The sequence below is a fragment of the Mycolicibacterium vulneris genome, assembly GCF_002104765.1.
Classification (GTDB): Bacteria; Actinomycetota; Actinomycetes; order Mycobacteriales; family Mycobacteriaceae; genus Mycobacterium; species Mycobacterium vulneris.
In genome coordinates, this window is sequence record NZ_NCXM01000017.1 from 104,262 (window position 1) to 118,252 (window position 13,991).

Consider the following 13,991-nt stretch of genomic DNA (forward strand, 5'->3'; position numbering starts at 1 on the left):
CTCACTTCTCGCCGGGCTCCAGGGCGGCGACCTGCTTAGCCAGCCAGTTGGGTGCCAGCGCTGAGATCGCGGTGGCTCCCGCCGTGGATCCCAGCACGCCCGACCAGGCGACCGGCCCCAGCGGTGTGCACCCGAAGAACTGGCTGATCACCGGGGTCTGCACGATGCCGACCAAAACGCCCGCGCTGCCCAGCGCGGTGGCGACGACCAGTGGGCTGTGTCGTCGGGTCAGCAGCGTCTGCGCCAGCTGCGTCGACACCAGAGCGGTCAATCCCATGGTCGCCGTGCGACGTTCGGTGCCCGGTGTCCAGCGCCCGATGGCCCAGGCGGCCGTTGCCCCGGCGGCCGTGACCACGCCGCGGGTGGCGATCTGGCGCATCAGTGGGGCATCGAGTGAGGGGGTGGGTCCGGTCAGCACGGCGCGCTGGTGCTGGCGCCGCGCCTCTTCAGCTTCTTCGGGGGACTCGTATTCGGCTTCGTCGGGCTCGACGTACTGCGAGGTGACCGCGACCGCGAGCGCGGGGAACATATCGGTGAGCAGGTTCACCAACAGCAGCTGACGGGTCCCGACCGGGGCCCGTCCGTCGCCGAAGGCGGTCCCGATGATGGTGAACAAGACCTCGCCCACGTTCCCGCCGACCAGAATCGTGACGGCGTCCCGCACCCCGGACCACATGCTGCGCCCCTCGACCAGGGCGTCGAGCAGCACACCGAGATCCTCGTCGGTCAACACGATGTCGGCGGCGCCGCGGGCGGCCGACGAACCGCGACCGCTCACGCCGATGCCCACGTCGGCCATCCGGATGGCGGCGGCGTCGTTGGCGCCGTCGCCGACCATCGCGGTCACCCGCCCGCAGCGCTGCAGGGCGGCCACGATCTGTACCTTCTGCTCCGGGCTGACGCGCGCGAAGACCTGCACATCGGCGACGAACTTGGCGCAGGCGTCCTCGTCCAGGCCGGCGAGTTCGGCGCCGGTGACCACCCGCGCGTCCTCGGGCAGACCCAGCTGACGGGCGATCGCCCGGGCGGTGATGGGGTGGTCGCCGGTGATCAGCACCACGTCGCGGTCGGCGTCCAGCAGCGCTTCGATCAGCGGTCGCGCCGATGGTCGGGCGGTGTCCGCCAAACCGATGTAGCCCAGCAGCTCGAGGTTCTGCGCGGCGGCGTCTACGGCGTCGGCGTCGGTGTCGTCGTCCTCGGTCTCGTGCTTCCACACGCGCTGCGCCACCGCAAGCACTCGCAAGCCCTGCTCTGCGAGACCGTGTACCACCGCCTCCGCCCGCCGCTGGTCAGCCTCGGGGTCGGCGAACTTGCAGCGCGGCAGGATGACTTCGGGAGCTCCCTTGATGATCAGCATCGGCGCGTTCGAACCGTTGCCAGTAATACCGATCGCGGCGGCGAAGCCGCGGCTCGACTCGAAGGGCACCTCGGCGAGCATCGTCCAGTCCGCATCGTTGTGGCCGTTGAGTGAGGCCGCCGCCGTGACGATCGCCTCGTCGGTGGCGTGCGCATGACCCTGGCCTTCTTGCGGCCGAGTGGACGCCCGCGCGGCGGCCCGCAGCAGGTTGGCCGAGACCGGATCGGTGAGCGCGGGGAACGGCTCATGCGGGTCGACGTCGGCCGGCACGGCGCACACGACGCGCAACCGGTTCTCCGTGAGGGTTCCGGTCTTGTCGAAACAGATGGTGTCGACGCGGCCCAACGCTTCGATGGTGCGCGGCGCGCGGACCAGGGCCCCGCGGGCCGTCAGCCGCTGGGCGGCCGAGAGCTGGGAGAGGGTGGCCACCAACGGCAGGCCTTCCGGCACGGCGGCCACTGCTATCGCGACGCCGTCGGCCACCGCCTGGCGCAGCGGCGCCCGGCGCAGCAGCGCCAACGCCGATACCGTGGCACCGCCGGCAAGCGTCAGCGGGAGCACCTTGCTGGTGAGGTCGCGCAGCCGAGCCTGTATTCCGGCCGAGGTTTCGACGCTGGCGACGGCCGAGATCGCGCGGTGCGCGGCGGTCCCGACCCCGGTGGCCACCACGATCGCCCGGGCACGTCCGGCGACGATGGTGCTGCCTTCGAACAGCATGCTGGCGCGGTCGGGGTCGTTGACGGCGACCGGGTCCACCTGCTTGTCCACCGGCAGTGACTCGCCGGTGAGCAAGGACTCGTCGACCTCGAGATCTTCGGCAACCAGCAGGCGGGCATCGGCGGGCACCACTTCGGGTGCGGCCAGGTCGATGACGTCGCCGGGTCGCAGTGACTTCGCGGACACGGTCACCGTGCGGGTGGCGTGCCGGGCCGCCTCGAGCCGGCGGCGCGTGGTCGCGACGGCCGGAACGACGACCCGGCGCACCATCTGGTCCTGCTCGGCGAACAACTCGGCGGCCGCGGACTCGGCCCGAAGTCGTTGTGCCCCACCGGTTATCGCGTTGACGGTCATGACACCCGCGACCAGCAGCGCGTCGATGTTGCTGCCGACGATCGCCGACGCCGCCGCCCCGACGGCCAGGATGGGAGTCAGCGGATCTGCGAGCTCGGTGCGGGTGGCGGCGGCCAGCCGGACCGCACTGTGCAGCGGCCCACGCAGCGGCGCTAATGCCGGACTGTAGGAAAGATCGTCGAGGCGTCGCCGCCACGACGACTCGGTCTCGACCGCCAGCGGCCGCGCGCCACCGGCCAGCCGCGAGTAGACGATCTCGGGATCCAGCGCATGCCAGGCGGTGAGTGGTTGGGGAGTGGGATCGGGCAGCCGCAGCACCCGGGTGGCCGAGAAGCTTCCCGCCACCAGCGCGGTGGCCGCGGCGGCGTTGACCGGGTTGAGCCAGCGCCGGAAGCTCACCGGGCTGGTGCCCTGTTGCTCCTCCTCACCGGTGACCAGCAGCAGCCCGGCCAGAGTGGTGCCGCCCTGAGCAAGGTGTACCGCCGACTCGCTCGCTGAGCGGGCGACCGGAATCGCCGACAAGATCCGCACCGCGTCTGCCAGGTCGGTGCCGGTGATGATGTCCGCGGTCCACGGCGTGGCGGCCCGCGGATCGTCAAGCGCCACACCGACGTCGGCGATCGCAAGCGCGGCCAACGTATCGGTGGACGCGAAGTCTCGGTGTAGCGCGGTGATCAGCAGAACCGGTCCACGGTCGGCCCGTAGCTCGCGCACCACGTTCAACAGCGGGGTTCCGGGCGGATGCGTGGCGCCGACACTGGCGGTGAGATCCTCGGTGCCGGCGACATGACGCAAAACCACCCGAGCGCCAGTCCGGTTCGCGGTCTGGAAGAGCGGGATCGCGTAGGGGTCGACCTCCCAGCCCACCTCGACACTGCCGACGCATTCGCCGTCGACAATGAGGTCGGCGGATTCGAGACCCTGCGCGGGCGTGGCCGACGGCCCCTGGGAGGGAACCCACCTCAACCGCGCCCCGGTGGCCGGCAACTCGTCCGGGTCGGGCTCGGGGGCCTCTTCCCCGTGCAGCAGCGCGTCGGCCACCTCATAGACCCGGTCGTCATCCCAGCCGGGTGCATCGCCGTGGACACGCAAGACGGCGCGGTGATCGCCGCGCAGCGCGGCGCCGTCGATGACGACCACCTTCACCCGGTCCAGGCGGCGCAAGGCGCCCGGGTCGAGCACCAGTTGGCCGGCGTTGGCGAGGCCACGACCCAGTACCGCCGCGAACGCCTGGTGGCCCATGTGCGCGGCTCGCGGCACCCCGGCCTCGATCGCTTCGGCCGCTGCTTCGGTGCCGCCGCCGGCCACCAACGTGCTGACCGCCGCGATCAAGGAGCCGTTGGCCGCCGCATCGACATAGCTCTCCACCGGCCCGGCCATCGAGCCTTTTTCCTTATCCATCGCGGCATCGACGGCTCCGCCGACCACGACATGCGAGGCCTCCCCGGCCGCGGCCGCCGCCCAGCTGTGCCGGGCCACGTTCGACTTGGCCGAGGAGATGACCGGGACCACGGGTGCTTGTGGCCGCTCGGGCGACGCCAGCCGCGGCTCTCGATCCCGCCAGACGCGGCGGTGTGCGGCGGCCTCGGAGATTTGCAGGGTGCGTTGGGTGAGATCAAGCATCGGTGTGCCCCACGCCTGGGTGAACCCGTTGGCCGCCGCCGTCGTCGCCGCGAGCGCGATATCGGTGCCCACCCGGCCCAGCCGCGATTCCAGGATCGCCACCATGCGCGGCTGATGATTGATGAGGGCGGCCGCGGCCCGAGTGGTCACCGGTGCCGCGGGCAGTTGGGCCACCCATCCGGTGAATGCGGCGCTCATCGCGACGAAGTCCATGGCCGCGGCGGTGAGCGGCACCAGAATCGCCAGGGGGTTACCCGGGTCGGCGAACGGCGCCGAACGCGGAGCCGACTCCGACTTCGTCGAGGCGATGTCGGCGGCAACCGCGGCGACCGTTGACCGCACCTCGGTCAGGACGGCGTCATGGTCCGCGTCGTCGGCGAGTTCGACGACCAAACGGCCCAGCGCGCCCTCGACGTGGGCCTTAGCCACTCCGTCAATCCGGCGAACCGGCTCCTCGACTACCGCCGAATATTCCTGCCAGCGGAAGAACGGCAACAGCGGGTCGAGATCCAGGTGCACGCGCTGCCCGCTTTGCCAGCGCACCGGCGGCAGGATGGTGCCGGGGGAACCGTCGGCGGAACTGTTCAGCCCGATTGCCCGGCCGGTCGATTGAGCCATCAATTGAAGCACCGGGCCGGCCAGCTCCGTCACCGGGCTGGTCAGTGTCTGCAGCGCGCCCGCCGCGCCGGCCGCAGTAGACACGCCGGCCCGCACCGCCTGCGCGGCTCCACCGGCTACGCCAGCGACGACGCTGGAAACGCCCGGAATCTTCACTCATCACCCTTCGATTACGTCTACCGCGCCTAATGATCCTGGCGTGTGGAGTACCTGTCCACACGTGGGCGGGAAGGTAAAACCGTGCGACGACACCTCGGACGATGCAAGCCGATGCACGTCGGGCCTCCCTTAGCGAGCAAGGGTGCGATTACGTCCCTGCTCCAAGGTTACCGGGTTGGTGACAAACCAAACGTGCTGAACAGACCGGGGTCGAGGAAGACGGTGATGCCGGCGACGCCGGTAGCGCCGGTGGTCAGCACGTGAATGGAATGGGCTCGCATCTTCCCGTCAGCGCTGCGCCGGTACTCGGCAACGGCGGGTTGCGAATTCGCGGCCGTCGGGATCATCGCAATGTCGCCGGGCTCGGCCAGGGCGCGTCCGGCAAGGAATCGCAGCACGGCGTCCCGTCCGGTGAACCACACTGGCATCGGCGGCATTTCGAGTTTGACGTCGGCTTGCAGCAGCGCGGTCAACGCGGCCATGTCCGCGTTTTCGAATGCCGCGCAATACCGGTCGAGCAATTCGCGACGCTCCGCATCGCCGGGCTCGGACATGCTCTCCTCGGTGGGGGACAGTTCGGCGAGGTGGGCCCGGGCGCGCTGCAGCGAACTGTTCACCGCCGCGGGCGTGGTCTCGAGCAGTTCGGCAACCTCGGCGGCGCTGAACTGCACCACGTCGCGCAGGATCAACACCGCGCGCTGCCGCGCCGGAAGCTCCTGAAGGGCCGTCATCACGGCCAGCCGCACGCTCTGCTTGGTGGCGAGGTCGTCTTCGCGGCTCTTGAACATCAGCGCGTCGGGAATGGGCTCCAGCCAGGCGTGCGCGCCGGCCTTCGCGTCGAAATCCCCGTCCGGGTCGATCGAGCCGTCCCCCACGCCCATCGGCAGCACGCGGCGGGCGCGGTTCTCCAGCGCCCGCAGGCAGGCTGTCGTCGCGATCCGATACAGCCACGTCTTCAGCGCCGCGCGTTCCTCGAATGCCGCATAGCCGCGCCAGCCTCGCAGATACGTCTCCTGGACCAGGTCCTCGGCGTCGTGCACCGAGCCCAGCATGCGGTAGCAATGCGCGATCAGCTCGGCCCGAAAAGGCGCCGCCTGCTCGACGAAATCCTCCTGCGCCGGCACGACCCAACTCCTTTCGGCTGCGAGGGAACCTACTCCCATAGAGACATCCCGCCCCCGAAAGTCATCGGTCCGCGGGCGATGAATCCCGATGTCGCGCCGTATCTGAATCGGTGAAGGCGCGGCCACGGCCGCAGACCACGTCAGAGGGCGAGGACGACCATGAACCAGCCCAGTACCGCCCACGCCGAAGGGCTCGCCGGCACCACCGCGATCGTGACCGGAGCCGGCCGCGGATTCGGCCGTGCCATCGCCGCCGCGTTGGTGGCCGCCGGTGTGCGCGTCGTCGGCGTGGCACGCACCCGATCGCAACTCGAGGAGGTACGCGCCCAGCTCGGCGACGCCTTCACTCCGGTGGCGGCCGACGCCGCCGACCCGGCGACGGCCGAACGGCTGATCGACGAGCACCGGCCGCGCACCCTGGTGCTGTGCGCCGGCGCGACGCCGCCGATGATGCCGCTGCAGGAACAGACCTGGGAGACGTTCAGCGAGAACTGGAACTCCGACGTCGCGCAGGCGTTCCACTGGTCTCGCCAGGCGCTGCTGCGCCCGCTGGCGCCGGGCAGCTCGGTGATCGTGATGTCCAGCGGCGCCGCGTTGAACGGGTCGCCGCTGTCGGGCGGCTATGCGGGGGCGAAGGCGACCGTCAGGTTCATCACCAGCTATGCCGCCATCGAGGCGCAGCGCGCGGGGCTCGGGATCGGGTTCACCGCCGTGCTGCCGCGGTTGACGCCGGCCACCGCCCTGGGGGCGGCCGCCGTCGCGGCCTACGCCGACCGCCAAGGCGTCGATGTCGACTCCTTCGTGCGGGCCGGCGGGCCGGCGCTCAGCGCCGAGCAGGTGGGCAAGTCGGTGCTCGAGATCGCCACCGGCGGGGCTGCCGGCCAGGACGCCTACCTGCTCACCTCCGCGGGCCTCTCGACGCTGGCCTGAACATCCGAGAACCGAAAGGCACACATCGATGAACACACCGCCCATCGTGTCCGCCCAGCAGTGGGCGAGCGCGCACCAGCAACTGCTGGTCAAGGAGAAGGAACTCACCCGGGCCCATGACGCCCTCGCGGCCATGCGGCGCCGGATGCCGTGGACGGCCGTGGACAAGCGGTACGAGTTCGACGGACCCGAGGGCAGGGTCGACCTGTTGGGTCTGTTCCAGGGCAGGCGTCAGCTCGTCGTGTATCGCGCCTTCTACGGAGCCGACATCGACGGCTGGCCCGCCCACGCGTGCCGGGGCTGCTCGATGATCGCCGATCACGTCGGCAACCTGGCCCACCTGAACGCACGCGACACCACGCTGGTGTTCGCCTCGCGCGCGCCGCAGGCCGACATCGAGCGTCTCAAGGCGCGGATGGGCTGGAAGATGCCGTGGTACTCGATCACGGATGACTTCGACGCCGATTTCGGGGTGAACGAATGGCACGGCACCAATGCCTTCATCCACAACGGCGACCGAATGTTCCGCACGTACTTCATCAACAACCGCGGCGACGAGGCGCTCGGAACCACGTGGAGCTTCCTCGACATGACCGCGTTGGGCCGCCAGGAAAACTGGGAGGATTCGCCCGGGGGCTACCCGCAGACCGCTCCCTACGAGTGGTGGGACTGGCACGACGCGTACGGCGAGCACGAGCCGTCACGCTGGTTCGGTGAGCCCGACCCGGACGATCCCAACAACCAACGGCCGCCGCGCGAGAACTGAACGGCGTCAGTCGAATTCAAACGGAAGGGGCCGCAAAACACGAATGCGCGGTAGCCGTCGGGCGGCTACTCGCGCATTATTCTCCGGCGACCGGAATTTGTCAGAGAATTCGGTGGTGTGCCCTGTCGACCTGGTACCCGACCGGGAATGACTTCTCGATGACCTGCAGGTGGTGGTCAACCCTGGATTCCAGCTCCAGAACCACACAGCTATCGCCGAGCGCTTTTGATTCGAGAACTATGTACCGCTGACCACAATCGGTGATCGGGTCGCCCGAGTGCAATTTCTCGACCGGCACCGACTCCGGAGTTGCATCTGCCTCCATCCATGACACGTTAGGTCAATTCCGTGGGGGAGGGAATAGACCGCTATCCGGTGCCGGCGCGCCGCTGCTTGAAAAACACGCTGACGTGAGAGATCAATCCGTCGTTGTCTTGCTCGAACAGAATGCATTCGGGCCACGTGGTCGCGACGCTGTCGATCTCGAACGTCTCGGACAGCTCGGCATACGACACCCGGCTGTCCACGTGCGAGACCCGCCGCACGTGCAACCGATGGCCCTCCAGCTCGGTGCATACCTTGCGCAGAAACGCGACATAGCGCGCCTTGCCCTCGACCACGTCGCAGAACGGCCCCTCCCGGGTCAGGCCCTCCTCGGCTATGGTGTCGGCCAGTCCGTCCCAGTCGTGAGCGGCCAGGCTTTCCAGGTAGCGCTCGACCACTTGACCTTGGGCGCCCATGTCTTCTCCCTCGCTCGTGGGTCCACGGTAAGCGCGGCGCCCCCGGTCGGGCTAGGTTGCTTTCATGAGCTGGTGGACCGTCCATGCCGACCGGACGCTGTCTGAACAGGTGCCCGCGCCGCCCGAGGCCGTCCGCGGCTTCTACGTGGACCTGAACAACATCAAGCTCGTGCACCCGCTGATCGTGTCCGTGGAGACGGTGTCCCGCAGTGAAACCCTGGACGGCTACCAGCAGACCTACCGCGTGATCGACCGAATTCCGTTGGGGCCGTTGACCATACGAACCAGCTATCAGGCCCGGCTGCGGGTGCCCGTCTGCGGCGACGTGCTGACCGCAGCCGATCAGTCGCCCGGGGTGCGGCTGCGCGGCGCGGTGAGTTTCGAGCCCGTCGACGGCGGCACCCGGGTCACCGAACGGATTTCGATCACCGCGCCGCGGCCGCTGGCCGGGGTGACCATCCGCGAAGGGGTCAAGGCGCACGTCAAGATGCTGGCCGGCATCCGGAGTCACTTCGAGTCCGGTTGACCGCTTGCGTGAGGTCTGGGATCACATGCCGGCGAAATCGATCACGCCGCGAATATTGCGGCCTTCCCGCAGGTCTGTCATCGCCTCGTTGATCTGGTCGAGCCGATAGTGGCGGGTGACCAACTCGTCGAGTTTCACCGCCCCGGCCTGGTACATCGACAGCAGCATCGGCACGCTGGTACGTGGATTCATCCCGCCGTACAGCGCTCCCCGTAGTTGTTTGGCCGACAGCACCATCTCCTGCAAGATCAGCGGAACCACGGGCTCGGTGTAGGGGGTGATGCCGGTGACCACGCATATCCCTCCCTTGCGAAGCAGCCTCATCGCCAACGGGATCAGCTCCACATGCAGCACACCGGGGGTGGCGATGACGCGGTCGGCCATGACGCCGACGGTGATGTCGGCCACCAGAGGGATGGCCTCCTCGGCGGAAGCCGCGGTGTGCGTGGCACCGAAGATCTTGGCCGAATCTCGTTTGTATTCAATGGGATCCACAGCGACGACATATTTCGCGCCGGCGGCGCGCGCCCCTTGTAGGGCGTTCATTCCGACGCCGCCGGTGCCGATGACGACGACCGTGTCACCGGGCTCGGTGCCCGCGGAGACCGTTGCGGAGCCCCAGCCCGTGCTGACGCCACACGACACCAGCGAGGCCGCGTGGAATGGGATCGCGTCGTCGATTTTGATGACGGACCTTTCGGTTAGCACCGCATATTCGGCAAACGTGCCGAGTTGGCCGTAAGCCATGAGGTTTTCGTCGCCGAGATGCCGGCGGCAGGTTCCGTCGGTGGGCATCTCCCTCGAGAACAAACTTGCCCCGGCGTCGCAGATGTAGCTCTGACCGTTCACGCAGAACCGGCAATTACCGCACGCGGGAATGAACGACATCGCCACGTGGTCACCCGGCCGCACCGTCGTCACGCCGGGCCCGACTTCCTCGACGACACCGGCACCCTCGTGACCGCCCAGCATCGGGAACCAGTCCGGCTCAGGGATACCGGTGGAGGCTCGCACCTTGGCCGTCGGCAACACGTCGCCGGTGACAAGGTGGTCGTCGGAGTGGCAGATGCCGGCAACGGCCATCCGCACCATGACTTCACCCGCGTGAGGCGGGTCCAGCTCGATCTCACGGATCTCCCAGTCCCTGCCGACCCCTTCAAGCACAGCGGCGCGACATTTCATTTGCGACCTCCCTCGATTTGTTGTGGCATAGCGGGTCTCAGTGCACGAGGCTGGCCCGCAGTTCCCGTTTGAGCACCTTGCCGTAGCTGTTCTTCGGTAGCTCGTCGACGAATTCGTAACGCTTGGGTCGTTTGAAGCGTGCGATGCGCTCCAGCAGATGCGCGTCCAGCGCCGCGGGTTCGACCGCGCCGACGATGAAGGCGACCACGATCTCGCCCCACTCGGCGTCGGGGGTGCCCACCACGCACGCCTCGGCGACGCCGGGGTGTTCGAGCAGCACCTCCTCCACCTCGCGCGGGTAGATGTTGCTCCCGCCGCTGATGACGACGTCCTTCGACCGGTCCCGCAGCGTGAGAAAGCCACGCGCGTCGAACGAGCCCATGTCGCCGCTGTAGAGCCAGCCGCCCTTGAGCGCGGCGCGGGTGGCTTCGGGGTTTTCCCAGTACCCGGACATGACCGCGTCTCCGCGACAAACGATTTCGCCGATCTCGCCCGGCGGCGCCGGGTGGCCGTCCGGGCCCAGCACCGCGACCTCCATGCCCGATCGCGCGTAACCGACCGAACCCAGGATCGCGTCGTCGCCCGATTCGTGATCGGCGCGTCGTAGCCCGGTGATGGTCATCGGTGACTCGCCCTGCCCGTAGATCTGCGCGAAGATCGGGCCGAACGCCGCGATCGCCTTGCGCAGGCTTTCGACGTACATGGGTCCGCCGCCGTAGACGATCGTCCTGAGATTAGCCGGGCGGGTGCGGCCCGTGGCGACCAGCCGTTGCACCATCGTCGGGGCCAGGAATGCGCTGGCGGCCGGGTGGTGCTCGCAGAGATCCAGGAATTCGTCGGGATCGAATGCACCTGAGGCGGGCAGTATTTGGCGGGCACCGCGCAGCACGTACGGCAGGACGTACAGTCCGGAGCCGTGCGACATCGGTGCCGCGTGCACCAGGCTGCAGTTCTCGTCGGGAGCGTCGATGTCGGCCAGGTGCGCGACCGTCATCGCCGTGAGGTTGCGGTGTGTCAGCATGGCGCCCTTCGAGCGGCCGGTGGTGCCGCTGGTATAGAACAGCCAAGCCAGCGCCGACGGATCGGTATGCGGTGGCGCCGACGGATTGGCGGCGAGCCGCTGCGAATAGCTATCGGAATCAATGAGTTCCGTCGGCGTCGTGGTCAGTGGAGCGAGCTCGGCGCCGATCGCCGACGAGGCGAACACCCGCGCCGCTCCCGCGTCGTCGAGGATCTGCGCCATCTCGCGCGGATGCAGCTTGTAGTTGATCGGGACGACGACGCATTCGGCGGCCCAGGTCGCGAACATCAACTCGATGATCTCGGGGCGGTTGTGCGTCGCGATCGCGATGCGGGCGCCGGCGTCGTACTGCCGCCGGATCGACGCGGCCAAACGTAAGGCCCGGTCGCGTAGCTCAACCCAGGTGCACACGCACCGGTCCCCGAGATACACGGCGCCGTGATCGGGAAACCGGCTCGCGGCGGCATCGAGCAGCGCGAACAGATTCATCGCTGGATCCACTGCGATTCCAGCGCGAACTCCGACAGGTACTTCGTCGAACTCCAGCCGCCGTCGACGACGATCGTCTGGCCGTTGATGAAACTTCCGCCGGGCGAACACAGGAACGCGACGGTGCTGGCGATGTCATCGATGCGGCCCAGCCGCTGATGCGGCGTCATCTCGGTGTTGATCTTGCGGAATCGCTCGTCCTCCAGACGCTTTTCGACCATCGGTGTCACGGTCACCCCGGGCGCGACCGCGTTGCAGCGGATGCCGGACGCGCCGTACTGGCAGGCGATGTGGGTGGTCAGCGCGGTCAGTCCGCCCTTGGCGGCGGAGTAGGCGCCGCCGCGCAGGCCGCCAACGACCGCGAAGGTCGATGTCACGTTGATGATCGCCGAGCCGGGCGCCATGTGCGGCAGCACGTCGCGGGCGAGCCGAAACGGCGCCCGCAACATCAAACCCAGGAAGTAGTCCAGGGTTTCGTCGTCGGTTTCGTGTAGCGGCTTGGGGCTGCCCGCACCGGCGTTGTTGATCAAGAAGTCGATGTGTCCCCACCGACCGACCGCGAGGTCCACGATGCGGCGCGGCGCGTCATCGTCGGTGAGATCGACGGCGAGGGTCGCGACGCGATCCGGATCGCCGACCGCGCTTGCCAGTTCGGCAAGCCGCGCCTCGTCGCGGCCGGTTCCGACGACGGCCATGCCCATCTCGGCCAGCTTTGTGGCGCACCCCAGGCCGATCCCGCTGCTTGCACCCGTGACGATTGCGACCTGCATCTCACCCATCCTTCATCAGCGACGCCCGGATCTGATGCTTGAGTACCTTGCCCGCGTCGTTCTTCGGCAGGGCATCCCAGAGCACAACCTGCTCCGGGGCCTTGAATTTCGCGACGCCCTTGCTCACCAGCAGGGCAAGCAGGCTCGCGACATCCGGGGTCTCGGCGCCCGCGGGGACGATTACCGCACAGGCCCGCTCACCCGTGCGCTCGTCGGGCAGCCCGACGACCGCGATCTCGGCGATGCAGGGGTGGTCGGCGAGCAGGTCCTCGACCTCCTTGGCCGAGATGTTCTCGCCGCTGCGAATGATGACGTCCTTGGCCCGGCCGGTCACGACGAGGTACCGGTCATCGACCCAGCGGCCGAGATCCCCGGTGTGGAAAAAGCCTGCGGCATCGCAGGAATGGTCCTCGGGATGCCGGTAACCCAGCAGCATCTGCGGACCCCGGACGCAGATCTCCCCGTCGCCGGCGGGCGCAGCCTCGTGCGCGACGAGCTTGATCTCGGCGATTCCCGGCCTGCCGTCGGTGTCGGCCGCACGGTCCGCTTCGTCCGGCCGGGGCGCGCCGACGGTCGCGACCGGTACCTCAGTGCAGCCGTATACCCGGGTGACCGCCGCGCGGTCGAAATACTCAGCGGCGCGGCGGATCAACGACGGCGATACGGATGCGCCCCCGCAGATGAACACCTTCAGGTCGGGCAGGTGGGTGCCGGCGCGCTGCGCGGCGGACAGCAGCTGCTGCAGAAACGGCGTGGCCCCCGCCATGTGCGTGCACCGGTGCGAGTCCATCAGCGCGACCGCCCCGGCCGCATCCCAGCGGTCCATCAGCACCGCCGTGGTGCCCAGCAGCAGCGGGCATTCGAACGCGTATATCGAACCGCCGATGTGGGCTATCGGCGACGGCACCAGGAACGTGTCGCCCGGGGCGATCGTCCAGTGCTCGCGGATCTGGCAGATGAGTGCGTGCATCGAATTGTGGGTGTGCAGGACTCCTTTCGGCCGGCTCGTGGTGCCGGAGGTGTACAGGATCATCCGCACCGCATCGGGATCCAGTGCCGGCAGGGTCGCGTCCTGCGGCGCCAGCCCCAGCAGAGCCGCATACGGTGTGTGCGGTCCGGCGTCGCCGCGCAGCACCACCACCTCCGGCGCCCGGTCCATCGAGGCTGTCACGCGTTCCAGCATCACCGGGTAGTCATGCCCACCGTATTGCTGTGGGACGAAAACCATTGCGGTACCGGCGTCTTCGAGGATATAGCGCAGGTCGTAGTCGCGCAGCGACGGCAGGATCGGGTTCACCACCATGCCGGCGAGCGTCGCGGCCAGGTAGATGACGGCGCTCTCGCGCCAGTTCGGCAGCATGAACGACACGACGCTGCCCGTGGGTATGCGGGCCAACAGGGCACCGGCCAGCGCGCTTGCCTGAGCGTGCAGCGTGGCGCAATCCAGCCGAATATCCCGGTCCACCAATATCGTTCGGTGCGGCGATTCCGTAGCAGCGGTTCGCAGCGCATCGGCGAGCGTCGTGTGCACCCACAATCCGCGCCGGTATGCCTCCGCCGCGTGCGCCACATCCTGGGCGGTTCGGGCCATCACCGCGACCTCATCTCGGACGGC

At 68.6% G+C, this 13,991-nt stretch carries 11 protein-coding genes; 3 read left to right on the forward strand and 8 right to left on the reverse strand.

Annotated elements, in window-relative coordinates; genetic code table 11:
• Position 1 precedes the first annotated feature (1 nt).
• Both B8W69_RS17475 and B8W69_RS17480 read right to left on the reverse strand, forming a co-directional pair.
• Positions 2–4,825: a cation-translocating P-type ATPase gene (locus B8W69_RS17475; RefSeq protein ID WP_085291058.1), complete on the reverse strand. Its 4,824-nt coding sequence runs from the start codon at positions 4,823–4,825 to the stop codon at positions 2–4.
• A gap of 170 nt (positions 4,826–4,995) precedes the next feature.
• Positions 4,996–5,952 carry a sigma-70 family RNA polymerase sigma factor gene (locus B8W69_RS17480; protein ID WP_085291059.1) on the reverse strand — a complete coding sequence of 319 codons (957 nt, stop codon included), beginning with the start codon at positions 5,950–5,952 and terminating at the stop codon, positions 4,996–4,998.
• Positions 5,953–6,111: 159 nt separating this feature from the next.
• On the opposite strand from B8W69_RS17480, the gene B8W69_RS17485 reads away from it, so the two are divergent.
• Positions 6,112–6,882, forward strand: coding sequence for an SDR family oxidoreductase (locus B8W69_RS17485; protein WP_085291060.1), 771 nt, complete (start codon positions 6,112–6,114; stop codon positions 6,880–6,882).
• A gap of 28 nt (positions 6,883–6,910) precedes the next feature.
• Entirely contained in the window at positions 6,911–7,648 is a 738-nt protein-coding gene (locus tag B8W69_RS17490; protein ID WP_085291061.1) for a DUF899 domain-containing protein, read from the forward strand.
• 100 nt (positions 7,649–7,748) lie between these two features.
• On the opposite strand, the gene B8W69_RS17495 is transcribed toward B8W69_RS17490, so the two are convergent.
• Both B8W69_RS17495 and B8W69_RS17500 read right to left on the reverse strand, forming a co-directional pair.
• Positions 7,749–7,973: a hypothetical protein gene (locus B8W69_RS17495; RefSeq protein WP_085291062.1), complete on the reverse strand. Its 225-nt coding sequence runs from the start codon at positions 7,971–7,973 to the stop codon at positions 7,749–7,751.
• A gap of 43 nt (positions 7,974–8,016) precedes the next feature.
• Positions 8,017–8,388 (reverse strand): nuclear transport factor 2 family protein, encoded by a 372-nt coding sequence (locus B8W69_RS17500; protein ID WP_085291063.1) that lies wholly within the window; start codon positions 8,386–8,388, stop codon positions 8,017–8,019.
• 64 nt (positions 8,389–8,452) lie between these two features.
• Here B8W69_RS17500 and B8W69_RS17505 point away from each other — a divergent pair, with 64 nt between their 5' ends.
• Positions 8,453–8,914 carry an SRPBCC family protein gene (locus B8W69_RS17505; protein WP_085291064.1) on the forward strand — a complete coding sequence of 154 codons (462 nt, stop codon included), beginning with the start codon at positions 8,453–8,455 and terminating at the stop codon, positions 8,912–8,914.
• A gap of 21 nt (positions 8,915–8,935) precedes the next feature.
• Here B8W69_RS17505 and B8W69_RS17510 read toward each other — a convergent pair whose 3' ends face one another.
• From B8W69_RS17510 to B8W69_RS17525, 4 genes are read right to left on the reverse strand one after another with little or no spacing between them, the layout of a single operon-like run.
• Positions 8,936–10,096 (reverse strand): NDMA-dependent alcohol dehydrogenase, encoded by a 1,161-nt coding sequence (locus B8W69_RS17510; protein ID WP_281255237.1) that lies wholly within the window; start codon positions 10,094–10,096, stop codon positions 8,936–8,938.
• A 37-nt stretch (positions 10,097–10,133) separates the two neighbouring features.
• Positions 10,134–11,606, reverse strand: a complete 1,473-nt coding sequence (locus B8W69_RS17515; protein WP_181447429.1) for an AMP-binding protein — start codon at positions 11,604–11,606, stop codon at positions 10,134–10,136.
• Positions 11,603–12,385: an SDR family NAD(P)-dependent oxidoreductase gene (locus B8W69_RS17520; protein ID WP_085291067.1), complete on the reverse strand. Its 783-nt coding sequence runs from the start codon at positions 12,383–12,385 to the stop codon at positions 11,603–11,605. Before B8W69_RS17520 ends, B8W69_RS17515 begins: the two co-directional genes overlap by 4 nt.
• Positions 12,378–13,970 (reverse strand): AMP-binding protein, encoded by a 1,593-nt coding sequence (locus B8W69_RS17525; protein ID WP_085291068.1) that lies wholly within the window; start codon positions 13,968–13,970, stop codon positions 12,378–12,380. Before B8W69_RS17525 ends, B8W69_RS17520 begins: the two co-directional genes overlap by 8 nt.
• Between the last annotated feature and the right edge of the window lie 21 nt (positions 13,971–13,991).

Bases quoted from the DNA above. Each gene is read 5' to 3' on its own strand.
- B8W69_RS17485 (WP_085291060.1), top strand. From the start codon at position 6,112: ATGAACCAGCCCAGTACCGCCCACGCCGAAGGGCTCGCCGGCACCACC.
- B8W69_RS17490 (WP_085291061.1), top strand. From the start codon at position 6,911: ATGAACACACCGCCCATCGTGTCCGCCCAGCAGTGGGCGAGCGCGCAC.
- B8W69_RS17495 (WP_085291062.1), bottom strand. From the start codon at position 7,973: ATGGAGGCAGATGCAACTCCGGAGTCGGTGCCGGTCGAGAAATTGCAC.
- B8W69_RS17500 (WP_085291063.1), bottom strand. From the start codon at position 8,388: ATGGGCGCCCAAGGTCAAGTGGTCGAGCGCTACCTGGAAAGCCTGGCC.
- B8W69_RS17505 (WP_085291064.1), top strand. From the start codon at position 8,453: ATGAGCTGGTGGACCGTCCATGCCGACCGGACGCTGTCTGAACAGGTG.
- B8W69_RS17510 (WP_281255237.1), bottom strand. From the start codon at position 10,096: ATGAAATGTCGCGCCGCTGTGCTTGAAGGGGTCGGCAGGGACTGGGAG.
- B8W69_RS17515 (WP_181447429.1), bottom strand. From the start codon at position 11,606: ATGAATCTGTTCGCGCTGCTCGATGCCGCCGCGAGCCGGTTTCCCGAT.
- B8W69_RS17520 (WP_085291067.1), bottom strand. From the start codon at position 12,385: ATGGGTGAGATGCAGGTCGCAATCGTCACGGGTGCAAGCAGCGGGATC.